The 24,616-nt window shown below is 64.7% G+C and carries 10 protein-coding genes and 6 pseudogenes; 3 read left to right on the plus strand and 13 right to left on the minus strand.

Features of this window, described 5'->3' with window-relative positions; genetic code table 11:
• The 5 genes and pseudogenes from G6N41_RS20355 to G6N41_RS30130 all read right to left on the minus strand — a co-directional run bounded on the left by G6N41_RS20355 (position 1) and on the right by G6N41_RS30130 (position 13,360).
• Positions 1 to 4,011: a non-ribosomal peptide synthetase gene (locus G6N41_RS20355; RefSeq protein WP_407663836.1), complete on the minus strand. Its 4,011-nt coding sequence runs from the start codon at positions 4,009 to 4,011 to the stop codon at positions 1 to 3.
• 156 nt (positions 4,012 to 4,167) lie between these two features.
• A pseudogene (locus tag G6N41_RS30125) lies at positions 4,168 to 5,223 on the minus strand (type I polyketide synthase); the annotation flags it as partial.
• Positions 5,177 to 6,050 (minus strand): annotated as a pseudogene (locus G6N41_RS20360) (IS5 family transposase). The pseudogenes G6N41_RS20360 and G6N41_RS30125, both read right to left, overlap by 47 nt.
• A gap of 26 nt (positions 6,051 to 6,076) precedes the next feature.
• Positions 6,077 to 11,272, minus strand: a complete 5,196-nt coding sequence (locus G6N41_RS20365; RefSeq protein ID WP_407663653.1) for a beta-ketoacyl synthase N-terminal-like domain-containing protein — start codon at positions 11,270 to 11,272, stop codon at positions 6,077 to 6,079.
• Between the two features lie 30 nt (positions 11,273 to 11,302).
• Positions 11,303 to 13,360: an AMP-binding protein gene (locus G6N41_RS30130; RefSeq protein ID WP_407663654.1), complete on the minus strand. Its 2,058-nt coding sequence runs from the start codon at positions 13,358 to 13,360 to the stop codon at positions 11,303 to 11,305.
• A 425-nt stretch (positions 13,361 to 13,785) separates the two neighbouring features.
• On the opposite strand from G6N41_RS30130, the gene G6N41_RS20370 reads away from it, so the two are divergent.
• Positions 13,786 to 15,387, plus strand: coding sequence for a DHA2 family efflux MFS transporter permease subunit (locus tag G6N41_RS20370; protein ID WP_198965500.1), 1,602 nt, complete (start codon positions 13,786 to 13,788; stop codon positions 15,385 to 15,387).
• A gap of 39 nt (positions 15,388 to 15,426) precedes the next feature.
• Here the strand turns inward: G6N41_RS20370 and G6N41_RS20375 are convergent.
• The 5 genes and pseudogenes from G6N41_RS20375 to G6N41_RS29810 all read right to left on the minus strand — a co-directional run bounded on the left by G6N41_RS20375 (position 15,427) and on the right by G6N41_RS29810 (position 20,087).
• A pseudogene (locus G6N41_RS20375) lies at positions 15,427 to 16,813 on the minus strand (FAD-containing oxidoreductase).
• Positions 16,810 to 17,293, minus strand: a pseudogene (locus G6N41_RS20380) (glycine zipper 2TM domain-containing protein). The pseudogenes G6N41_RS20375 and G6N41_RS20380 overlap by 4 nt, the downstream one beginning before the upstream one ends.
• A 116-nt stretch (positions 17,294 to 17,409) precedes the next feature.
• Complete coding sequence (gene hisG / locus G6N41_RS20385) at positions 17,410 to 18,264, minus strand: ATP phosphoribosyltransferase (RefSeq protein ID WP_198965501.1); 855 nt, start codon at positions 18,262 to 18,264, stop codon at positions 17,410 to 17,412.
• A gap of 2 nt (positions 18,265 to 18,266) precedes the next feature.
• A complete protein-coding gene (locus G6N41_RS20390) occupies positions 18,267 to 18,548 on the minus strand; it encodes a phosphoribosyl-ATP diphosphatase (RefSeq protein ID WP_011740335.1) in 282 nt (93 codons plus the stop codon).
• A 51-nt stretch (positions 18,549 to 18,599) separates the two neighbouring features.
• On the minus strand, positions 18,600 to 20,087 hold the full coding sequence (locus G6N41_RS29810) for a PE family protein (protein ID WP_198965502.1): 1,488 nt from the start codon (positions 20,085 to 20,087) through the stop codon (positions 18,600 to 18,602).
• Positions 20,088 to 20,481: 394 nt separating this feature from the next.
• Between G6N41_RS29810 and G6N41_RS30135 the strand changes: the two are divergent.
• Positions 20,482 to 21,919: pseudogene (locus tag G6N41_RS30135) on the plus strand (PPE domain-containing protein).
• Here the strand turns inward: G6N41_RS30135 and G6N41_RS20405 are convergent.
• Positions 21,916 to 22,125 (minus strand): annotated as a pseudogene (locus tag G6N41_RS20405) (vitamin B12 dependent-methionine synthase activation domain-containing protein); the annotation flags it as partial. The pseudogenes G6N41_RS30135 and G6N41_RS20405 overlap by 4 nt on opposite strands.
• On the minus strand, positions 22,038 to 22,265 hold the full coding sequence (locus G6N41_RS20410) for a homocysteine S-methyltransferase family protein (RefSeq protein ID WP_038579880.1): 228 nt from the start codon (positions 22,263 to 22,265) through the stop codon (positions 22,038 to 22,040). The gene G6N41_RS20410 and the pseudogene G6N41_RS20405, both read right to left, overlap by 88 nt.
• A gap of 207 nt (positions 22,266 to 22,472) precedes the next feature.
• On the opposite strand from G6N41_RS20410, the gene G6N41_RS20415 reads away from it, so the two are divergent.
• A complete protein-coding gene (locus tag G6N41_RS20415; RefSeq protein WP_011740337.1) occupies positions 22,473 to 23,351 on the plus strand; it encodes a PAC2 family protein in 879 nt (292 codons plus the stop codon).
• A gap of 137 nt (positions 23,352 to 23,488) precedes the next feature.
• On the opposite strand, the gene G6N41_RS20420 is transcribed toward G6N41_RS20415, so the two are convergent.
• Positions 23,489 to 24,604: an FAD-dependent monooxygenase gene (locus tag G6N41_RS20420; RefSeq protein WP_231608621.1), complete on the minus strand. Its 1,116-nt coding sequence runs from the start codon at positions 24,602 to 24,604 to the stop codon at positions 23,489 to 23,491.
• Between the last annotated feature and the right edge of the window lie 12 nt (positions 24,605 to 24,616).

The raw sequence follows: 24,616 nt of genomic DNA on the forward strand, positions 1-24,616 counted from the left end.
TCAAGCTTCTAATAGTTTCTTGAGTTGTTCGCCGTACATGCTGAGCGATTCGGCGGTCAGCATCTCATGGTGTGTGCAGTCGACGGAGTACGTTGTAATGTCGCCGGCAATATAATTTCGCCAATTTTGCAGTTGCGACGAATCACTCATTTGTCCACTACGCCCAGCGAGAAATATGGTCATATCGCCGTCGAACACGTCGGGCTTGTGTTCCAGGAGATACGACTGGACCGCTTTGGCATTTCGGGCTGCGAAGTCAAAGATTCCGCTGGGCAGAGCGGTAAAGTCCACCACTTCTCGCAGTTGGTTAATCAGCTGCTCCGCTTGCTCTCGAACAGCCGCGTGGTTAGGCCGCGAGCTGCCGTCCACGATCTGATCATCTTCAACCCCAAGGTTTCTCAATGTACTGCCGGGCAGTTGCGGCGGATCCAACAGGATCAACCGTTGCACCACACATCCGCGTCGGTGAAGTTCGATGGCAAGCTCGTGAGCCACGACGCCACCAAAAGACCAGCCGAGGAGGTTATAGGGTCCGGCAGGGTAGGCCGCTTGAAGCCTGTCCGCATAGTTTGCCGCCATGCTGCGAATCGATTCGGGTTCAGCTTCGCCATTTTCCGCGATTTGGTTAATGCCGATTATCGGGCAGTCCAAATATTTTCCCAAAGCCCGATAAGACCAGCTGAGCCCGAGGCCATCATGAATACAGCACAACGGAACACCCGTGTCCTCCTTGAGGATCTCGAACGGGACTACTTCCATTCCGTTGTCACTTGTGTGCAGTCGCTGACTCAAGATTCTCACTGAGGGCGCGTCGCGCAAGGTGCGCGCCGGAAGTTCAAGACCGAGGGCTTTGTTGACCTTGGCGATCACCCGCAGCGCAGAGAGTGAGTCTCCACCCAGTTCAGAAAACGAGTCCTCAACCCCCACCCGCTCCAACCCCAACACCTCGGCATAAATACCCGCCAAAATCTCCTGCACCGGACCCACCGGAGCCCGATAACGATCACCATCGCCATACTCCGGCGCCGGCAAAGCCCGCCTATCCAACTTCCCATTAACCGTCAACGGCAACCCCGCCGCCACCACCACCACCACCACCGCGGCCGGCACCATATACCCCGGCAACCGCTGCCCCAACACCCCACGCACCACCACCGGATCCACCGCCCCCGTCACATACCCCACCAACCGCCGATCACCACCACGATCCTCACGAACAACCACCACCGCCTGACCCACCCCATCAACAGCACCCAACGCCGCCTGAACCTCACCCAACTCAATCCGATACCCACGAACCTTCACCTGATCATCAACACGCCCCCGATACTGCAACTGCCCATCCCGGCCCCAACACACCAAATCCCCCGTCCGATACATCCGCTCACCAACACCCCCAAACGGACACGCCACAAACCGCGACCCCGTCAACGACCCCCGCCCCCAATACCCCACACCCACCCCAACACCAGCCACATACAACTCCCCCACCACACCCACCGGCACCGGCCGCAACCACCCATCGAGCACAAAAAAGCCCAGATGCCCCAACGGCACCCCAATCGGACTCACCGCACTCTCAGCGTCAGCGCCAACAATTTCACGCACCGATGCATGCACCGTCGTCTCAGTCGTGCCATACAAATTGATCAACCGCGCCACCCCCGGACGCCGCGCCAACCACACCCCCGCACGCTGAGGCTCAAACGCCTCCCCCGCCAAAAGCACCGCCTCAACCCGTAACTCACGCCCCAAACCAGACCGGACCGCAACAACACCCTGCAACGCATAAAACGCCGACGGCGTCTGACTCAAAACACTGACCCGCTCAGCCACCAACAACGCGAGGAAATCCTCAGGCGAACCCACCACCTGCTCGGGCACCACCACCAACCGCCCACCACTTAACAACGCCCCCCAAATCTCACACACCGAAACATCAAAGGCATACGAATGCCACTGTGACCACACCCCCGCCACCGGCACACTCGAGGCCAACGACTCCACCAACGCGACCACATTGCGATGACTAACCGCCACACCCTTAGGAATGCCGGTGGTCCCGGAGGTGTAAATCAGATACGCGATGTCATCAGCAGCCGGTGCCACCAAACCCGTACCCGCACAAGCCTCAACACCCGCATCAGCAACATCGACGACCACACAACCGCACCCACCCAACCCCGCAGCCCACCCACCGGTAGTCACCACCGCCACCGGCCCAGCATCAGCAACCATGAACTGCACCCGCGCCGCCGGCAACCCCGGATCAATCGGCACATACGCCGCCCCAGTCTTTAACACCGCCAAAATCGCGGTCACCGCCTGAGCACAACGACCAAACACCAACGCCACCCGCTGCCCAGGACCCGCACCCAAACCCACCAAAAAACGCGCCAACCGATTCGAGGCCTCATCAAGCTCGCCATAACTCAGGCTCTGACCCTCAAAACTGAGCGCCACCGCATCCCGATCACGGACAACCTGAGCACCAAACAACGCCGGAATCGACACCCCCACCGGCACCGACGCACCCAACACCGCCCGATTACCCCACCCATCCAACCGAACACGCTCCACCGAATCCAACACATCCAACGACGAAACCCGCACCCCCACATCACCAGTCATCGCCACCAACACCCGCCCCAACCGCTGCACGAGGTCGGCGACCCCAAGACCCGTCTCGGGAGTGAGCACGCTGAGCGCGTCGCCCGTCGCCGCGATCATCAGCGTCAGCTGGTCCCCGGTAAATTCGGCGGTCACGGTCACCGGGAAATGCGTCGGACTGTGCGCAGCCACCCGGCGGAACGTCGCCGCCCCGACGGGAACATCCTTGCCAACGGCCAAGCCACCGGTCGGGAAGTTTTCGAATACCAGCAACGTGTCGAACATCTCACCGACACCGGCCGCCTGACGCAGCCACGCATGACTGAAGTAGGCATATTCACGCACCAGTGCGGTGTCTCGCTGCACCGCAGCGCATAGGTCGGCGATGACTGCTTGCGGATCGAGTCGGACGCGCAGCGGCACGGTGTTGATAAACAGACCGACCATTGACTGCATGCCGGCCAGCTCAGAAGGCCGTCCCGACACCGCAATCCCGAAAACCACATCGTCACGACCGGTCAGCGCCCCTAACACCAACGCCCACGCCACCTGCACCAGCGAATTCAGGGTGACGCCACGACTGCGAGCACCATCAACCAGCCGAGCCGTCACTTCCGCGCCCAGACATAACTCAATACGCTGGGGCTCCTCGGCCACCTGCCCACCCTGGCCACCGGCCAGCGCCCGCGACAACATGGTGGGCGCCGACAGTCCAGCCAGGTAGTCACGCCAAAACTGTTCACCGGACTGCGAATCCCAGCCGCCCAGCCAGCCGAGGTAGTCGCGAAATGGCCGCGGCGGCGCCGCAAGCACATCGATGGCCCCACCCGCCCGATACAAAGCGAAGAGCTCGTTGACAAACACCGCCAGCGACCAACCATCGATCACAATGTGATGGGCGGTGATGACGAATCGCCAACGCTCGTTAGGCAACTCGACAAGCAGAAACCGCATCGTCAGGCCACGTTCGAGATCGAATCCCGACCGTTGCTCATCGGCCTCCAGCGAGGCCACCTCTTCCGGCGTCGCGACCACCTGCCGCCACGACAGATCCACGTCACTGGGCACAACCTGCACCGGATGAGGCAAGTCACCGTAGATGAATCGGGCTCGCAGATTCGGATGGCGATACAACATCGCTGTAGCGCAGTTGCGAAGCAATACGGTGTCCAGCTGCCCGAGCACATCAAAGGTTGTCGCGATCGTGTACGGGTCATCGACCGGGGACTCGCTGAACATGGCCAGCGCGAACAGCCCCTGCTGCAGCGGAGTCAGCGCCATCACGTCCTCGACGCCGACCAGCCCACCGGCTGCCTGGTCTCTATCGCGCTGATCACCGGTTCTCGCCAGAATGTCCGATAGCTCGGCTAATTCGGCTGCCGGCAACCCCGACATACCCATCGGCGGGCAAGACAGGCCCGCTTCTCGAAGATCAGCGATCGGAATGGTTTCTAGAGCATTTCGCAGTTCGTCGTCGGGATCAGCAGGTGACGGCCTCGATCCGCCATCTGTTGGGGCACCATTGTTTTCGCCCAGTCGCTGGCTCAGATACCCCGCTAGTAGCTGGGGAGTGGGATGGTCGACGATCAAGGTGGGTGGCAACGCCAGCCCAGAGATGATCTTGAGTCTGTTGCGCAACTCCAGATCCTTCAGTGAGTCCAGTCCCAGGTCCCGGAACGTGTGCTTGGGGTCGACGTCGTCCCCGTTGGGGCGACCCAACACCGCGGCCGCCTGCTCACAGACCATCTCGATGAATGCAACTCTCTGGCGCTCCGGGGCCAGGTCGTTGAGGCGTTGGGCCAAAATCGATTTGGCGGCCATAGTGTCGTTGTCGACGCGGCGCCGCACTGGACGGCGAATCAGATCGTTGAACAGCGGCGGCAGCTGGGAACTGATGGTGGGGTTGGCCAACGCGGCCTCGTCGAGTCGGGAGGTCACCACGGTGGGGTGATCAAGAACTAGCGCGGCATCGAAGAGTTCGATGGCCTGCTCCGCCGAGATTGCCCGCATCCCGATACGGGTCATCCGGTCCACATCGCGACCACGCAAATGCGCGGTCATCGTGCTGGATTGTTCCCACAACCCCCATGCCAGCGAGATGCCGGCCAGCCCGGTAGCGCGCCGATGCGCTGCCAACGCATCGAGGAATGCGTTGCCAGCGGCATAGTTGGCCTGTCCTGGGGCCCCCACGGCCGCCGCGATCGACGAACACAACACAAAAGCCGACAGCCCCAAATCCCGGGTGGCCTCGTGCAGATTCCAAGCGCCGTCCACCTTGGCCCGCAACACCGCATCCACCCGCTGCGGCGTCAGCGAAGTGATCGACGCGTCGTCGAGTGTCCCTGCGGCGTGAATCACCGCGCTCAGCGGCGGACACTGCTCGGGTAGCTGATTCATCAGCCGTGACACCGCGGCTGGATCTGCGACATCACAAGCGGCCACCCGCACCGCGGCCCCCACCGCGGTCAGTTCGTCGACCAACTCGCGGGCCCCCGCGGCCGCATCACCGCGCCAGCTCACCAACACCACATGCCTCACCCCATGGCTGCTGACTAGGTCCTGTCTGCTAACTGCGGACGCGGTGGTAGGTGATGATGGCGGCCAGGGTGACACCGCCGAGGTAGGTCAGGGCGTATTTGTCGTAGCAGGTGGCGACCGCGCGCCAGTGTTTGAGCCGGTTGAAGCTTCGCTCGACGGTGTTACGGTGCTTGTAGATTCGGCCTGAGAACCCCGGAGGCCGTCCTCCGTTGCGGCCTTTAGCTTTGCGGCGGGTGATCTGGTCGCTGCGCTCGGGGATGGTATGGGCGATCTTGAGCCGGCGCAGCTGTGCCCGCGTCGAGTCATGGGAGTACGCCTTGTCCGCCAGCAGGCGAAACGGGGCGTATGAGTTGCTGCACCGGGCGGCCAGCAATGGCCAAAGCATCGGATTATCACCGGCTTGACCGGCCGACAGTGCCAGGGTGACCAGACTGCACAGCTGGTCGGTCAAGGCGTGGATCTTGGTAGTCAGCCCGCCGCGGGAACGCCCAATGGCGTGGTCATCGGGCTCATCGAGATATTTCTTGTAATTCGACAGATCCCCCTGTGCGGCGCCCGGAGCGCGCTCCGGCTGCGTGTTGGTGGGCGCGCACACTGGTCGAATCGACCGACAACAGTGCGCCCAGGTCGGCGTCCTCGGCGTCGAGGTCAGAGGCGATCGCCGCGAAGATCCGCGCGTAGATGCCATCGACCGACCAGCGTAGATGCCTCTCGGCCACCGATTGCCAGGGACCGAAGTGCTCGGGCAGGTCACACCACGGAGATCCCGTACGGTAACGCCAGATAATGCCCTCCAGAGTACGTCGATGATCGTTCCACGGCCGGCCACGCCGCCGCCCCGCAGGCAACACCGCCACGATCAGCGACCACAAATCATCAGAAATCGCATGCGTCCGCATCACCCAAACAGCATCAGCCAAAACACCATTCACATTAAGCAGACACGCCCTAGATGGCGAGCCAAAACCGCTGCGACCATCCCAGTCCCCCCGGTGATCAAAACCGTGCCCGCCGCCAGCGCATCGGGCAACAAGGTGGGCATGGTCAATATCACCTTGCCGATATGACGCGCCTGGCTGACAAACCGGTACGCGGCCGGAGTGCAGCGCGCATCCCAGGTCTTGATCGGCAGCGGATGCAACGCCCGAGCCTGAAACAACTCCTGCAGCGCACCTAACATCGCCTGGATGCGCGCCGGGCCAGACTCCAGCAAGTCAAACGCGCGATAGGTCACACGGGGATGGTTCTGGGCAATCGTGCGTGGGTCCCGGATATCAGTTTTGCCCATCTCGACAAAGCGGCCACCACGGGCCAGCAACCGCAGCGAGGCATCGATGAACTCCCCGGCCAGCGAGTTGAGCACCACGTCGACGCCGCGGCCGTCGGTGACCGCCAAGAACTTGTCTGCGAAGTCCACCGTGCGCGAATCACCGATGTGGTCATCGTCAAACCCCATGCGCCGCAGGATGTCCCACTTACCGCGGCTGGCCGTGACAAACACTTCCAGTCCCCAATGCCGGGCCAGCTGCACCGCGGCCATGCCCACCCCGCCGGTCGCGGCATGCACCAACACCGACTCCCCAGACCGCACACCCGCCAGATCCGACAACCCGTACCAAGCCGTCAAGAACGCCACCGGCACTCCTGCGGCTTGCGCCAACGACCACCCGCTCGGCAACTTGACCAGTAAGCGCTGATCGACGACGGCCTCAGGCCCGGCCACCCCTACCAGTCCCATCACCTGGTCACCAACACTCAACCTGCGCACGTGGTGGCCGACCTCGACCACCACGCCCGCGCCCTCCCCGCCCAGCGGCGGGGCCTGCCCGGGGTACATCCCCAACACCACGAGTACATCCCGGAAATTGACCCCCGCCGCGGCCACCGCTACCCGCACCTGCCCCGGCCCGAGCGGCGCCTGCGCCTGTGGGTTCGGCTCCATCACCACGCCGGCGAGCGTGCCTTCGCCGCCTGCGGCCAGCCGCCACTGCTGGTGGGCGGTGAGGACGAGGGTTTCCTCCACCGCGGCAAGACGCGCCGCGTGCACCCTTCCGGCACGCACCATGAGTTGGGGTTCTTTGGTGGCCAGCAACCCCGCCAGGTCGACCACGGCAGTATCGGTGTCGATCAGGACGATCCGGCCGGGGTGTTCGGTTTGTGCTGAACGGACCAAACCCCAGACGGCCGCTCCGGCCAGATCGGTGATGTCGTGTTCCGCCGATCCCACGGCGCCATGAGTCGCGATCACCAGCATCGCCGACCGATCGCGGGCCAGCCAGCGCTGTAACACCTCGAGCGCGGCGTGGGTGGCGCGATAAGCCTGATCGGGCACCCTTCCACCGGCCGGCTCGCAACGCCACAGCACCACATCGGCTTGACCGGCGGCGTGATCATCATCGGCCGCCACATGGTCCGCCCACTCCAACACCACGGGTCGATGACCACCGCTCGTGGACTCCACCGTGATCGGTGACCACGCCAGCTCCAACACCCCTTGATCGGTCTCGCGCGCTGCCGCGCTCAACGCGGCACGTAGTTCGGCGGTGCCGACCGGGCGCACTGCCAACGAGGCTGCCGATAGCACCGGGCCTCCCGCGCTATCGGCAAGCTCTATCGAGACCGTCCCAGAGGCACTGGGAGTGATCCGCACCCGCAACCGCTCGGCACCACCCGCATACAAAGACACCCGCTGCCAGGAATACGGCAACACCGCTTCAGCGTTACCGGCGCGCGACCCGCCGAAATCCAAGGCGCCGTACAACCCCGCGTGCAGCGCCGCATCCAACAAAGCCGGATGAATCCCGAACCGGCCCGCTTGAGCGCTGACTTGCTCGGGTAGGGCGACTTCCGCGAACAGCTCCTGGTCGCGCCGCCACAACGCGGTGCACCCGCGAAACGCCTGACCATACTCAAAGCCACGCGCCGCGAGCTGCTCATATGCATCGGAGATTTCCACCCTCACGGCACCGGCCGGAGGCCACTCCGACACCTCCGCCGGCGGCTGCAGGACGTCAACGTCCAGCACACCCTGGGCATTGAGCAGCCACCCGGAATCGGGGCGATCGGCATGCGAATACACCGTCACCGAGCGGCTCCCGTCACCCCCGTCGGGGGCGACCACCACCTGCACCTGTACCGGTACGTCGTGGCTCAACACCAACGGAGCAACCATCGTCAACTCCCGCACCAACGTGCAGCCCACCACGTCACCGGCACGGATAACCAACTCCAAAAACCCTGTGCCTGGGAACAACATCACCCCCAGCACCGCATGGTCGGCCAGCCAAGGTTGAGCGCTCAGCGATAGGCGTCCGGTGAGAATCACCTCCCCCGAATCGGGATGCTCGACTGCGGCGCACAACAAACCGTGCCCAGCCTCACCCAACCCCAAGCCCGCAGGATCGACCGATCCTGTTGGGGCCGGCGGCAACCAGAACCGCTGCCGCTGGAACGCATAGGTTGGCAGTTCCACCAACCGCGCACCCCAGCCGGCGTACACCGCCCGCCAGTCCATCCCCGCCCCAGCGACATGGGCCTGGCCGGCAGACATCCAAAACCGCCCCAACCCGCCATCCTCGCGTCCCAGCGTGGGCACCACCACCACGTTCTTCGCGGCGTCTCCCGTCTCGTCTGCCAAGGTCTCCTCAATTGCATTGAGCAACAACGGATGCGCACTGGACTCCACAAACACCCCGTAGCCCTGCGCGCCCGCGGCCCGTACTGCCTCCGCAAACTGCACCGTCTGGCGAATGCTGCGAAACCAATACCCGCCATCCAGTTCCGCGGTATCCATCAACCCGCCGGTGACCGTCGAGAAGAACGACGTCGAACTCGGCCGCGGCTCGATGCCTGCCAATGCCTCCATCAAAGGCCCAGCGATCGCATCGACCTGAGCCGAATGCGACGCATAGTCGACCTCGATGCGGCGAGCCCGAACACCCTGGGTCTCAGCGAGGTCCATCAGCTCCAACACGGCATCGACCCGACCCGAGATCACCACCGCAGAAACTCCATTGATGGCGGCAAGGTCGAGCCGATCACCGAAGCCGGCCAGCAACTGCGCTGCCCGCGCCACCCCACAGGCCAGCGACGCCATCGCCCCGGCACCGGCCAAATCCACCAACAGCCGGCTACGCAGTGCCACCACCGCCGCGCCATCTCGCAGCGACGACGCGCCGGCCACACATGCCGCCGCGATCTCCCCCTGCGAATGACCGATCACCGCATCCGGTGTCACCCCCACCGAACGCCACAACTCGGCCAGTGACACCATGATCGCCCACGACAGCGGCTGCACCACATCGACTCGATCCAGCCCCGGCGCCCCCGCTACCCCGGTTACCACATCCAATAGCGACCACGAGACAAACTCCGCTAGCGCCTCACCGCAGCGGCGCATCCGCTCGGCGAACACCGTTGATTCGTCAAATAACTGGCGGCCCATCCCGGTCCACTGGGCGCCTTGGCCGGGGAACACCAGCACCGTTTTGCCCACCGCCGCGGCCTGACCCACCACCACACCAGCACCCGGCTCACCGCGCGCCAGCCCGGTCAACCCCGCCAGCAACGCCTCCCGATCCCGACCAACGACCACCGCGCGATGCTCAAAGACGCAACGCTGCGCCAGCGACAACCCCACATCAACGGGATCGAGGCCATCATCACCACCGACACGACCCAACAACCGACTCGCCTGAGCCACCAACGCCTGCCTCGACTGAGCCGACAACACCCACGGCACCACAGACGCCCGCACCACCGACTCGACCGAGCCCACACCCTGCCCGCAAACCCCTGACACACCGCCACTTTCGGCCACCTCAGGCAACGCCTGCTCAACAATCACATGCGCATTAGTGCCACTAATCCCAAACGAAGACACCCCAGCCCGACGCGGACGCCCCGGCACACCCGGCCACGACCTCGCCCGACTCAACACCTCAACCACCCCCGCCGACCAATCCACCTGCCCCGAGGGCTCATCAACATGCAACGTCTGCGGCAGCAACCCATGACGCATCGCCTGCACCATCTTGATCACCCCGGCCACCCCCGCCGCCGCCTGAGCATGACCCATATTCGACTTGATCGACCCCACCCACAACGGCCGACCCGGCTCACAATCTTGCCCATAAACCGCCAACAACGCCTGAGCCTCAATCGGATCCCCCAACCTGGTACCCGTCCCATGAGCCTCAACCACATCCACATCCGCAGGCCCCAACCCCGCACCAGCCAACGCCGCCCGAATCACCCGCTGCTGCGCCGGCCCATTCGGAGCCGTCAACCCATGAGAAGCCCCATCCTGATTCACCGCAGACCCACGCACCACCCCCAACACCACACGACCCTGCCGACGCGCAGCCGAGAGCCGCTGCAAGACAAGCACTCCCGCACCCACACCCCACCCCACCCCATCCGCAGCCTCCGCAAACGCCTTACACCGCCCATCCGGAGCCAACCCCCGCTGCCGAGAAAACCCCACAAACACCGACGGCGTCGCCATCACCGTCACCCCACCAACCAACGCCAGATCACACTCCCCCAACCGCAACGACTGCACAGCCTGATGCACCGCCACCAACGACGAAGAACACGCGGTATCCACCGACACCGCCGGCCCCTCCAACCCCAACACATACGCCACCCGCCCCGAAGCCACACTGGTGGCGGTGCCAGTCATGGCATATCCATCCGCGCTGTCTGAACCGCCATCCCCATAGGGCTGCACCCAGGTTCCCACGAATACCCCGGTAGCGCTTCCCCGCAGCGCCTTTGGGTCAATCCCGGCGCCCTCCAACGCCTCCCACGACACCTCTAGCAAGACCCGCTGTTGGGGATCCATCGCCAGCGCCTCGCGCGGGGCGATCCCGAAGAACCCGGCATCAAAGCCGGCCGCATCCTCTAAGCACCCGCCCACCTGGCAATACGTCTTACCCAGTGCATCCGGATCCGGATCCGGATCAAACAACCTCCCCGCATCCCAGCCCCGATCACCCGGAAAATCCGAAATCACATCCCGGGCCGACACCACCATGTCCCACAACGAGTCCGCCGAATCCACCCCACCCGGAAACCGGCACCCGATACCGACAATGGCTACCGGGTCTGCCGGAAGTGCCACTGCACCAGCGTCACTCGCCGCATGATGCCCCTACCGTTCTCGCACTCGACGCTGGTGACGTGTCTTTTCACCTAGGCTCAGGATCTGGACCAGATCTCCAACCGTGGGATGGTTGAAGATGTCTACGGGTTGCACGTCTTGGCCCAGCACCTGACTTAGCCGCGACGCCAACTCGGTGACTCCGATCGAGTTGAGGCCCTGATCCCCCAGCGATCGATCGATGTCCACACTGGCCGCGCCGATCCCCAAGACCTCGGCCGCCTGGCCGCACACCACCGATAGCAGCTGCTCGGTCGTGGGCGCGGCGCCAACGGGTTCATCGTCTGTGCGGCGGTCCACCAGCAGCGCTTGGGCTTGCAAGGTGCCGTCGAGAAAGCGGGCGCGGCACCGCGAGCGCTGCACCTTGCCGCTGGTCGTCTTGCTCACGCTCCCCGGCGGCCCCAGCACTACCACCCCACAGCGCAGCTGGTGGTCTTTCAACACCGCCGCCCGGATCGCCGCCACTACCCCTGCGAGCAGGTCGGGCGACCCGTCGGTGCGCACCTCAGCCAGCACCGCCAGCGTCTCGCTGTTGCCGTCCGCTACGGCGAAAGCCGCGAACCCGCCCGGCCTGATCGCGTGGTGGCAATCTCGCAGGCTGTCCTCGATATCTTGCGGATAGATGTTGCGCCCCGCCAGGATCAGCAGATCCTTGATGCGCCCACACACATACAGCTCACCGTCGTGCTGAAAGCCCAGATCCCCCGTTCGCAGGTAGCCGCGGCCACCCTCGACCCCGGCTAACGCAGCCTGAAACGTGGCACGGCTTTTCGCTGACAATCCCCAGTAGCCGGCGGCTTTGCTCGGCGAGTCCGCCCAGATCTCCCCCACCTGTCCCTCGCCGAGTGGAACACACAGCTCGGGGTCCACGATGCGCACATCCACGTCATCGGTTGGCTGCCCGCAGCCCATCAGGACCTGGGCATCGGGATCCTCGCTAGGAACCGCTAACTGCCGCGTTTCCAGCTGGGAGCGATCCCCCCGCAGGCTCGAGCGCCCGGACACAGTGATGCCGACGGTGTGTTCCGCAAGCCCGTAGCACGGACAGAAGGCTTCCCGGCGGATCCCTGAGGCGGCAAAGGCTTCAAAGAAGCGGCGGGTGGTGTCCTCGCGCACCGGTTCCGCGGCACTCACTATCACCTGCAACGGGCTCAGATCCCAGCCAGCGCGCTGCTCGGCAGTGGTCTTGCGCATCGCCAGCTCGAATCCGAAGTTGGGTGCGACAGTGACGGTGGCGCGAACCCGGTCCATGACCTCAAACCACAAGGCAGGGCGCTGGATAAAGCTCATCGGCGACATCATGGTGAGGTCGAAATTGCCGGCCAACGCGCTCAGAATGCCGCTGATGAGGCCGAAGTCGTGGTACGGCGGCACCCAGAAGACAGCCCGATGGCCCGGGCCGAGTCCGATGAAGCGGCGGTTGAACTCGGCCTGATGCACCACGTTGCCATGGGTGATGACCACACCCTTGGGGTCCGATGTTGAACCCGAGGTGTACTGCAGTAGGGCAGGCGTCTGCGGGCTGGGGGCCCACTCTGAAGTCGCCTCACTCACGGCCCGCGGGGCGCCCGTTCCGCGCCCACTGGCCCCCCGCGATGTCACGTGCCAGGGAAGGGCATTCCGCCAGTCCTCATCGAAGGCCGTCCCCACCGAAGCGGGCACGTCTAGCTGCCGAGCGTCGGCATAGTGGTGGCTGGTCAGGACCGCTGTTGCGCCGCAGTCGAGTGCCACCCGCCGGAAGGCTTCGCCGGACTTTTGTGGGTTGATCGGGTCCGGGGGGAACACCGGCACCGCGATTACCCCGGCCGCCATGCACCCCAGCAATCCACACACGAAGTCCAGACCAGGCGGATACACCAAGACCGCCCGATCTCCGGGCGCCAAGCCGCGATCCTGCCGCACGAACTGGGCAACCTTATTCATTTCGGTCACCACATCGGCGCGACTCATCGATTCGGTGACCAGGCCTCGATCATTCACAAAAGAGAGGGCAGCGGCGTCTGGGATTTGCGTTCCCAGTTCCCGAACCCGGTCCAATATCAATGACATGATCGCCCCCTACAGTGGCGTGAAAAACCCGGTCGACCAAGCCGACAATCTATCACCAACTATCGGACAAATTCGCCCGCATCTCCACTCGAGGAATAAATAAACAAAGGATGAATTTCTACCTTTCCAACGAAACGGTCACCCCAGCAAGAAATTCATCAACGGGTTAATTAATCCGTGGGACACTTCAGATTTGGGCTGCGTCTTTGACGCCGTTTTGATACTGTCGACTGGCTGGCGGATCGTCATCGATTTCACGCGCGAACCGCGCGAACCGGATGCAGCCAGGGCGTGAGAAATCGTTTCCTTTTGAGAAGTATTATCGCGGATAAGACAACTCTCAGTGAATTCACCAGAGCATGAATAACAATTTTCGAACTGATCGGGGCTGCGAAAGCAACCCGTGCCGTACAAGGTGTCTCGCGATGGAGCCCTGCGGGGCCGATGCACGCGCCACTGCGACGCAGCTGGGCCCGACTCCAGACAACTATCCAGACCGGCTCGACTGGCCAACCATCCGAATTGCGGGCGTGTGCCTGATAGCCGCGATCATGGCGAACCTCGACATCAGCATCGTCACCGTCGCGCAACGCACCTTCACCGTGGCATTCCATTCCACCCAGGCCACTGTCGCCTGGACCGTGGCCGGCTACATGCTTGGAATGGCCACCGCTACGCCAATGACAGGGTGGGCAGCCGACCGATTGGGCGCCAAACGGCTGTTCATGGGCGCGGTTGCGACGTTCACGCTCGGCTCAATGCTGTGTGCGAGCGCCCCGAACATTGGGCTACTGATCACATTTCGCGTGGTGCAGGGTATCGGTGGGGGCGTGCTGGGGCCGCTGGTCCTCGCCATCGTGACCCACCAGGCGGGCCCAAAGCGGCTCGGCCGCCTGCTCGCGGTAGGGGCCATTCCCATGCTGACTGCCCCGATGTTGGGACCGATTCTGGGTGGTTGGCTGATCGACTCGTACGGCTGGCAATGGATTTTTCTGATCAACTTGCCGGCCGGCCTGTTGGCATTCGGCCTTGCCGCGATCCTCGTCCCGGAGGATCCACCGAAACCGTCCGAACGCTTCGACTTCATCGGCATGCTACTGCTGTTGCCCGGCATCGCGATGCTATTGTTGGGAGTATCAGCAATCCCAGGGTCGGGCACGGTAACCGATCACCGCGTGTGGGTACCGGCGATCAGCGGTGCGGTGTTGATTACCGCGTTCGCCCTGCACGCCTGGTATCGAACGGATCACCCGCTAATCGATCTGCGGTTGTTTACCGACCGAGTGGTCCGGCTGGCCAACCTGGCGCTGCTGTTGTACGTCGCCGGGGCGGCGGGTGCCAGCCTGTTACTGCCGAGCTACTTTCAGCAACTGCTACACCAGACTCCAATGCGGTCCGGGCTGATGATGGTCCCTATTGGATTCGGAGCCATGCTGACCATGCCGCTTACCGGCGCCTTCATGGACAGCCGCGGTCCACGCAAGGTGGTGCTGATCGGACTCGCTCTGATTGCCACCGGAACGGGCACATTCGTATTCGGAGTCGCCAACGAGGCAGATTATCTGCCCACGCTGCTGGCCGGCCTGACCGTCGCCGGTATGGGCTTGGGCTGCACCGGACTGCTGCTCGCCGCGTCGGTAATGCGAGTCCTGGCCCCGCATCAGATCGCCCGCGGATCGGCGCTGATCAGCGTCAATCAGCAGATATCCGGCTCGATAGGTGCGGCACTGATGTCGATGATCCTGACCAACCAGTTCTGCCGGAGCCACACCATCTCGACAGCAAACAACATGGCGGTGTTGCGCGAGAACGCCGAGCGCCACGTCGTGCCGATTGCCCCCTCGGCGGTACCGGCGCGAGCGGTTGGCCCCGATTTTTTGGTCGACTTGCAGCATGACCTTTCGCATGCCTACACGCTGACGTTCGCGGTGGCCGCCGTCCTCGGGGCGCTGGCGTATTTTCCCGCGGCGTTCCTACCGACAAAGCCAACAACGATTGCGCCAGGAGAAGTCGATGTCCCGGGGTGAAACCCGCTGTGCCCCATCCCGCTGCGCTGATGATCGCCACTAGACCAGCGGCGCCATCTCCTGCAACATCGTGGGAACGAGTTCGCTGACCGTGGGGTGGATATGCATCGTTCGTGACAACGTGGTGTAGGGCGCTTTGGCCGACATCACGTCGAGGATCGCGTGAATGGCTTCGTCACCGCCCACGCCAAAGATCGTCGCTCCCAGGATCTCGTCGGTGTCCGCGTCGACGACCACCTTCATGAAGCCTTGCGTCTCACCCTTTTCCACTGCCCTACCGACCCTGGTCATCGGCCGCTTGCCGACCAGCAGCTTGCGGCCGGTCGCCTGGGCCTGAGCAACACTCATCCCGGCCCGCCCCAGCGGCGGATCGATGTAGAGGGCGTAGGTGGTGATGCGATCGCTGACCCGGCGTGGGTCGTCATCGAGCAGATTGGCCGCAACGATCTCGAAATCGTTGTACGACGTGTGAGTGAAGGCGCCCTTGCCGTTGCAGTCGCCCATCGCCCATCGCCCAGATGTGGTCGACACTGGTCTTGAGCTGGTCGTCCACCACCACGTAGCCGCGGGCGTCGGTCTGCACCCCGGCGGCCTCCAGCCCCAGGTCATCGGTGTTGGGCCGACGCCCCACCGCCAGCAATAGATGGCTGCCCGCAATGGGGGCCGCGCCCGCGCAGGGAGTCAGCTCGAAGCCGCCAACGCTACCGTCGCGCTTAGTGATTCGCACGTCGTCGGCACCAACGACAACGTTGATGCCTTCGGCCTCCAGGATCTCTCGGATGGTGGCCGAGACGTCCTCGTCCTCGCGGGAAGCCAGCCTCGGTCCCCGCTCGACGACGGTGACCGGAGCACCGAAACGACGGTACATCTGGGCGAACTCCAGCGCGATGTAGCTGCCGCCGACGATGACCAAATGCTCTGGCAGCGTGTCGAGTTCGAGGATGGAAACGTTGGTCAGGAAATCGATGTCGGCAAGCCCCGGGATGTTCGGAGCCACCGCGCGGCCACCGACGTTGAGGAATATCCGGTCCGCACTCAACAGGTCGTCACCGACCCGCAGGGTGTGCGGATCCTCGAATCTGGCGTGCCCGCGGAACACGGTGCAGCCGTTTATGCCGTCCAGCCAATCCTCGACACCCTTACGGTCGGCGAGCATGATGCCGTCTTTGCGTGCCTTGACTTTGGCCATGTCCACACTGATGGGGCCGGTACCGACACCGTATTCGGCGCCACGACGGGCCAATTGCGCGGCGTGCGCACTGGCGACCAGCGTCTTGGTCGGGATACACCCGGAGTTCACGCAGGTACAGCCGACATGTTTGCGCTCCACGATCGCAACGCACTCGCCCGCGGCGGTCAGCCGACCCACTAATGGCGGGCCGGCCTGGCCGGCACCGACGACTATCGCGTCGTAATGCTGTGTCACAGGGCGGCCACTGTCGCAACGATGGCAAAACCACCCAGGACAGCGATCGAGTCCTCCAGCAGTGCGACGGGCAGATCGTGGCCGCCGCGCGCGGCCACCAACTTGGTGCGCGCCTGGTAGCCACCCAGGGTGCCCAGGACGGCGCCGATGATTCCTGCCCCCGAGCCCGCCCCACCGATAACCCCACGCCGTGCCGATGACTGCACCGGCGAAGGCACCCAAGATGATTCGAACCGCGAACACCGGTGGCGCAGTGCGCGGCGGGGTCTTGGGGAGCTTGTCGTTGACCAGCTCGCCAACCGCGAGGACCGACAGGATGACGACCGTGATGAGGTTGCCCACCCAGGACGCCCATGTTCCATGAAGATTGATCCAGCTCAAGAACGCGGCCCAGGAGACCACGGCTGGAGCCGTCATCGACCTCAGGCCAGCGACAACGCCGATGAGCAGAGCCAGCAGCAGAACAACAAAGTGCGTCACAACGATCCCTCCTGGGACAGACGAACAGCCTGGCGACGTGAAGGGGAATGCCCATGCAACTAGCGGGCAATCGGCCCTAGCGGGACGCTAACACAGCAACGCCCCATAGCACATGCTCAGAACCGACAGAACCTGATATCGGAAGCCAGAATGGCTTTGGCCCCGATGGCGGCAAGTTCGTCCATGGTGCCGTTGACATCGCGGCGCGGCACCAATGCCCGCACTGCAACCCATTCCGGGTCGGCGAGTGGGGCGATGGTCGGCGACTCCAGGCCAGGGGTGATCAAGGTGGCCTTGTCCAGCACCGCACGCGGGCAGTCGTAGTCCAGCATCAGGTATTGCTGGCCCAAGACCACACCTTGCACCCTGGCGACCAGCTGATCGCGGGCCTCGACCTGGGCCGCGCCGTCGCGGCCGTTCCCCTCGATCAGCACCGCCTCCGAGTCACACAGCGGCTCACCGAATGCGACGAGATTGTGCAACCGCAGGGTGCGGCCCGAGCCCACCACATCGGCAATGGCATCGGCCACACCCAGCTGCACGGAGATTTCCACCGCCCCGTCGAGTCTGATCACCGTTGCTTCAATACCCTTGGCGGCCAGATCCTTTCTGACCAGATTCGGATACGCGGTGGCGATCCGCTTGCCAGCGAGATCGGCCATCGTCCAATCTCGCTGGGCGGGGCCGGCGTAGCGGAAACTGGACGACCCGAATCCCAGCGCCAAGCGCTCGCGCACCTGCGCATCGGAATCGTGGACCAGATCACGTCCGGTGATGCCGAAGTCGAGCTGTCCCGAGCCGACGTAGATGGCGATGTCTTTGGGCCGCAGGAAGAAGAACTCGACGTTATTTGCCGGGTCGATGACCGTCAGGTCTTTTGGATCGGTGCGCCGCCGGTAGCCGGCTTCCGCCAGAATCTCCGTGGCCGGTTCACTCAGGGCGCCCTTGTTGGGAACCGCCACCCGCAACATGCTCACAGCTTCCGGTACACCTCGTCGAGAGACACTCCGCGCGAAATCATCAACACCTGGGTCCAGTACAGCAACTGGCTGATCTCCTCGGCCAGCGCCTCGTTGGATTCATGCTCGGCGGCCAGCCAGACTTCGCCGGCTTCCTCCAGAACCTTCTTACCCAAGGTATGCACCCCCGCATCCAGCGCCGCCACCGTGGCGCTGCCGGGCGGCCGCGTGCGGGCGCGGTCACCGAGTTCGGCGAACAGATCCTCGAAGGTCTTCACGGCCAGCGATTGTTTCATGCCTCACCAGGCAAAGTCACGGCGGTTTCACCTGGCGGCCGAGTTACCCCATCAGTGGCATGCCCACCGTCGGCCACTTTGACCACCTGGTGCTGCCGCAGCCCAGCCGCCGGATTGCTCAGACAACACCCGGCGCGCCGCCACCACCGCCGGTACCGCCGCCGCCGCCGGTCTGGCCGGTCGGGGGATCGCCGTCGTCACCGTCGCCGCCGACGCCGCCTGGGGCGCCGCCCGTGCTGGTCGAGCTGGCGCCGCCGGTGATGCCCTGGCCGCCGGCACCCCCTTGTCCGCCTCACCATCGAGAAGGCCGTCGGCGCCCCGGGCCCCGTGACCACCGGCGCCCCCGGTGCCGCCGGCGCCGCCGACACCATCAGAACCCACCTGGCTCCCGCCGCCACCCGCACCACCGGCACCGCCAGCCCCGCCGCTGCCGCCCAAGTAACCCGACTCACCATCGAGCACCCCATCCGCACCCCGAATACCATCACCGCCACGACCACCGTTACCGCCACCGCCGCCAACGCCATCAGAACCCGACAAGATCCCGGTGCCGCCCACGCCACCAGCACCACCTGCACCGCCGTTGCCGCCCGCGGTGCCCGACTCACCATCGCCGACCCCGTCGGCGCCACGAGCTCCGTTGCCGCCGATCCCGCCGTGGCCGCCATCGCCGCCCACCGCGAACAGTCCGCCGCGGCCACCCGATCCCCCGGCCCCACCGGCGCCGCCGTCCAGCGCGGCCGGGCTACCCACGACACCATCGCCGCCCGTCCCGCCGCTCCCACCGAAACCACCGCGCCCGAACAGTCCCGCACTGCCGCCGCCGCCGCCGGTGCCGCCGGATCCGCCTGGCGTTCCCTCGCCGCCGTGCCCACCGTCGCCACCGCTTCCGACCAGTGACAGCGCCCCTGCGCCACCCCCCTGGCCGCCCACTGCACCCAGTCCACCGGCCCCACCGGACCGGCCGTTGCCGAACAGCAGCCCGCCGGTCCCGCCTGCACCTCCCGCCGCGAGTGCCCCACCGGCACCATCGATGCCACCGTTACCGATCAATCCGGCAGATCCGCCGGCACCGCCGGCAACCCCGGCGCTTGCGCTGTTGTCGTAGCCGTTGCCCCCGTTGCCGTAGAGCAAACCCCCGGCACCTCCGTTGGGGGCCGATGCGGTGCCGTCAGCGCCGTCGCCGATCAGCGGGCCGCCGAGCAGCGTCTGGCTGGGCAGGTTGAACAGGTCAAGCAGCTGCTGCAGCGGTGACGCGCTGGCGGCCTCGGCGAGCGAATAAGAAGCGCCACCGGCGCCGAGGGCTCGAACGAATTGGTCGTGATACGCCGACAACTGGACACTAAGCGATTGATATTGCTGGGCGTGGCTGGAAAACAGCGCCGCTATGGCGGCCGAGACCTCATCGGCAGCGGCGGGCCAAAGCGCGGTGGTCGGAACCGCGGCTGCCGCATTGACCGTGCTGACAATCGAGCCGACGCCGCGCAGTTCCGTTGCCGCCGCCGCCAACTCGTACGGCGCCACCGATAAGTACCACATCGCTACGTCACCCACTCATCGCGCAACATATGTCGAGCGCTCGGCAAACTAACCACTGACACGGTCGTCTACGACTACCATTTCCATCGGCAACTTTTGGAGCATTCCCTAGCGTTCATAGGACTTTCAAATATGTCGCACAAATATTTCCGCAAGCGGCAATATTCAACCGCGATCAAATACCCAGGCACCACCCCTTTGGAGGGGGGGACTTCAGCTAACCCGACCCGAGGCGCGCGGCGACCCCGCCCAAACCGGGCAAGCCGACTGACCCACCCCTCGACCGGGCCGCGCCGACGCCGACCACACCCCAACCTGCGCCCGCCCCCTCGCTACATTAGGCCAACCTAAGATAGGTTAGCCTTACTTTATTCTGCGATGGAGGAGGCGGCTCATGACCTTCCCGATCTGGTTCGCGCTTCCCCCCGAGGTGCATTCGACCTGCTCTCCACCGGTCCGGGCCCCAGCGCACTGTTGGCGGCGGCAGCAGCATGGCGCGCCCTCGCCGCGCAATACACCGACATTTCGGACGAGCTCACCCAGCTGCTCGCGGCCGTGCGGACCGGTTCCTGGGACGGGTCGACGGCCGAGCGATTTGTCGCGGCGCACCAACCGTTTCTCGATTGGCTGGCCCAGGCCGCCGCGGTAGCCAACGCGGCGGCCACCGCCCACGAATCCGCGGCCGCCGGATATACCTCGGCCTTGGCGGCCATGCCCACCCTCGCCGAGCTGGCCACCAACCACGCTGTGCACGGCGCATTGATGGCCACCAACTTCTTCGGGATCAAAACCATCCCGATCGCGTTCAACGAATCCGACTACATGCGGATGTGGGTCCAGGCCGCCATCACCATGGCCGGCTATCAGGCTGTCAGCCAACACAGCGTGACGGCGACGCCCCGGACTTCGCCGTCACCCCAGATCATGACGGCCGACGCCGCCCCCGCCGCGACCAGCTCCATGCCCGACCCAGTGAAAATCATCCTCCAAGCGCTTCAGGGCTTCCTGAATTTCCTGCGCAACCTGGCAGCCGAGACGCTCTCGGGGCCGTTGGAAAAATTTGTTGTCGACGTTCTGGACTCATTCATCTCATTCGCATCCGGGTCGGTGTTCAAGTTCGTCGCATACGCGGTGCTAGACCCGACGATCTACTTCGGCCCTTTCACCCCGGCAATCAGTCCGCTCGGGCTACCGGCCGTGACTGTAGGGCTGGCCGGGCTTGCCGGCATCAGCACCCCACCACAAACGGCGCCACCCCTGCCCGGCGGTGCGCAGTCCGGACCGCCGAACCATCAGATCTCACCCGCGACCACCGGCGTCGCCGTTGCCAGCGTTAGCACCGGCGCTACCGTTGCCGGGTCGACTCCCACTGCGCACGCGGCCGCCGCGCCATCGGGCCCCTCCTCCGCTGGACCCGTTGCCGCCCAGAGCTTTTACGCCGTCCTCGGCCCCGACGGCGGCGGGCGCACTCCGACGACAAAAGGCAAAGCGCTTGCCGGTGCCGCCGCCGACGCCGTGGCACCGGCCGCCAGACTGCCCGGCGACCAGGCCCGAGCCGCCTCCCGCAGAGCCCGGACGGCACAAAACGCCTACGCCAGTACCGCTATGAATTCCTTGACGCCGACGGATACCCGACCACGGTGGACCCACCAGCAGCGGAGCCAAGCGCCGTCAGCGAACACGGCGCGAATGCGTATGGATTTTCCCGAGAAATCTCCAAAACAATTGCTGGACAACCGGATAGGCTCACCGTGGGCAGGGAAACCAGATTCGCCGAAACCACAACGCTACCCATGCTGCCACGCACCTGGACCGATGCCGACCCCTGCTAGACATTGGAGTACTTCGCCTCAGGGTGGTGCAGCACAAAGGCGTCCGTCGACTGCTCGGGGTGCAGCTGCGGTTCTTCGGACAAGGTCACGCCGATGCGTTCGGGCTCCAGCAGCTTCATCATCTTGGCGCGATCCTCCAGATCGGGGCAGGTGCCGTAGCCGAAGGCGAAGCGGGCACCTCGATAGCCGAGCTTGAAGTAGTCCTCGCCGTGCCTTTCTCCGAGAGGTCCCTGATCTCGTCGGCGATGTCGTAGTCGCCGAGGTTGGACAGGTTGCAGCCGAAGGTGTTGGTCTCTACCGCGTCAGCACCGGACTCGAAATAGTTCCGGTGGATGGTTTCCAGCACGTCAGGGCGGGTTTCGTTGAGGATCTCGCTGCAGCACGAGGAGATCAGTGTCGTAAGGGGGCCTGCCAGCGGCAGTCACACAGCAAAAATAGTGGCGCTATGCAATTCCCTCAGCCATTGACAGCGACCGACCGATTGCGCCTGCGATATCCGGCCGGTCAGGAGGCATGCGCTCAGCTAACCCGCTCGAGGCCTTAGGCTGACCAGATGACCCCGTCCGATGCCAGCCGAGAGCTGCCCGAACTACACAAGACCGTGGTTGTGGCGGCGTTTGAGGGCTGGAACGACGCGGGCGACGCCGCCAGCGACGCGGTCGGACACCTTGCCGCCATCTGGAACGCGACTCCCATCGTGGAGATCGACGACGAGGCCTACTACGACTATCAGGTGAATCGGCCGGTCATCCGACAGATCGACGGGGTTACCCGGGAGCTGGAGTGGCCAGCGATGCGGATCTCGCACTGCCGCCCACCCGACAGTGACCGCGATGTCGTATTGATGTGCGGGTTGGAACCCAACATGCGCTGGCGCACATTTTGTGCGGAGCTGCTGGCGATCATCGAGAAACTCAACGTCGACACCGTCGTGATCCTCGGGGCCTTGCTGGCCGATACGCCGCATACCCGCCCGGTCCCGGTATCGGGCGCGGCCTACTCGGCCGAGTCGGCGCGGGTCTTCGGTCTGGAAGAAACGCGCTACGAGGGCCCCACCGGCATTGCGGGAGTGTTTCAGTACGCGTGTGTGGCGGCCGGGATCCCGGCGGTGACGTTCTGGGCGGCGGTGCCGCACTACGTATCGCACCCGCCGAACCCCAAGGCCACGGTGGCGCTGTTACGCCGCGTCGAGGACGTGCTCGACATCGAGGTACCGCTGTCGAGCCTGCCCGCCCAAGCCGAGGTGTGGGAGCAAGAGATCACCGAGATGACCTCTGATGACGACGAGCTGGCCGAGTACGTGCAGACGCTGGAGAAGCACGGCGATGAAGCGGTCGAAATGAACGACGCGCTGGGCAAGATCGACGGGGACGCACTGGCCGCCGAATTCGAGCGCTATCTGCGGCGCCGCCGGCCGGGTTTTGGACTCTAGCCCGCCGAGCTCTAGCCGGTCTGTCCCAGTCAGCGCCGCTGCGGCAAACCTAGTTGGGCGCAATCGGGCTGTCGGAGTCTGACATCCCCTGGCGCAGCATGGCTATGACGGCGGTGGGCTCACCGGCCAAGGATGTCTCAACGAATCGGTTGATCAGCGGGCACCAGGTGAAGCGCAGCCCGGCGCGGCGAATCGAGAGCTGTGAGGACGACGGCGACAGCATCCAGCCGGAGGCCGCGCGCGCTTTCCTGCTTCTGCTCGACCGTCGGACGCCAAAGCCGCTCGTAGAAGTCCAGCGCGCGCTCCACCGATGACGTTCTGCGCAGCTGCTCGGACAGCACGTATGCGCCGGCCAGCGCCAGCGAGGCACCCGGCCCGGTCAGCGGCGACACCGCCGAGCACGCGTCGCCGACCAGGACCACACGGTTGGTGCTCCAGCGCGGCATCTCGACCTGTGCAACCTGCCCGAAGTAGATGTCCCCCGATGGCGGGCATCTCTCGAGCACCTCGGGCACCAGCCAGCCCATGCCCGCAAATCGGTCCCGCAGCGCCGCACGGGCATCGGGAGGCCGTTCGGGATCGGCAGCGCGATAGGCCGCAAAGACCGCCGTCTGGCCATTACGCAGGGCGTAGAGACCCAGTTGCCGGTCGACGGTGTCGGTGATGACGACGTGATCGCCGGCCGTGTCGTCCATGCCAGAGGCGTCGAAGACGAAGGCCGCGAAATGAAATCCCAGGTAGCGCAGATACTGCGCTTCGGCGCCGAACGCCAGTGCCCGCACCGTGGAGTGGATCCCGTCGGCGCCGACCAGTAGATCGACATCGAGGCGCGCACCGTCGTCCAGGGTCACCACCGCGCGATCGTCGCCGTGCGTCACCTCCGACACCGAGGTACCGAACCGCAGGTCGACATTGGTCGGAAGGTTGTCCAGCAGGACCTTGTGCAGATCGGTTCGGGTTATCCGGCACAGCCTGTCTTCGAGTGCCTTGGCGATGCGCCCGTAGGGCAGACCGGCTCGACGTCGGCCCAGCTCATCGACCAGGCCGGTGTCACCGATGGAATAGGAGACGTCCCGAATCGCGTCCAGGATGCCAATCGCATCGGCCGCCTCGTATCCAGCTCCGAACAGGTCGATCATGGCGCCCTGAGTCGGCGGACCGGGTGAGCGCTCCACGAGCACGACCTCGGCACCCAGCGCCGACATCCGCTCCGCCAGTGCCAGCCCCGCGATGCCGGCGCCGCAAACAGCCACCCTCTCGGCGTC

Origin of the sequence: Mycobacterium shottsii, from assembly GCF_010728525.1 — a bacterium.
Taxonomy (GTDB): domain Bacteria; phylum Actinomycetota; class Actinomycetes; order Mycobacteriales; family Mycobacteriaceae; genus Mycobacterium; species Mycobacterium marinum.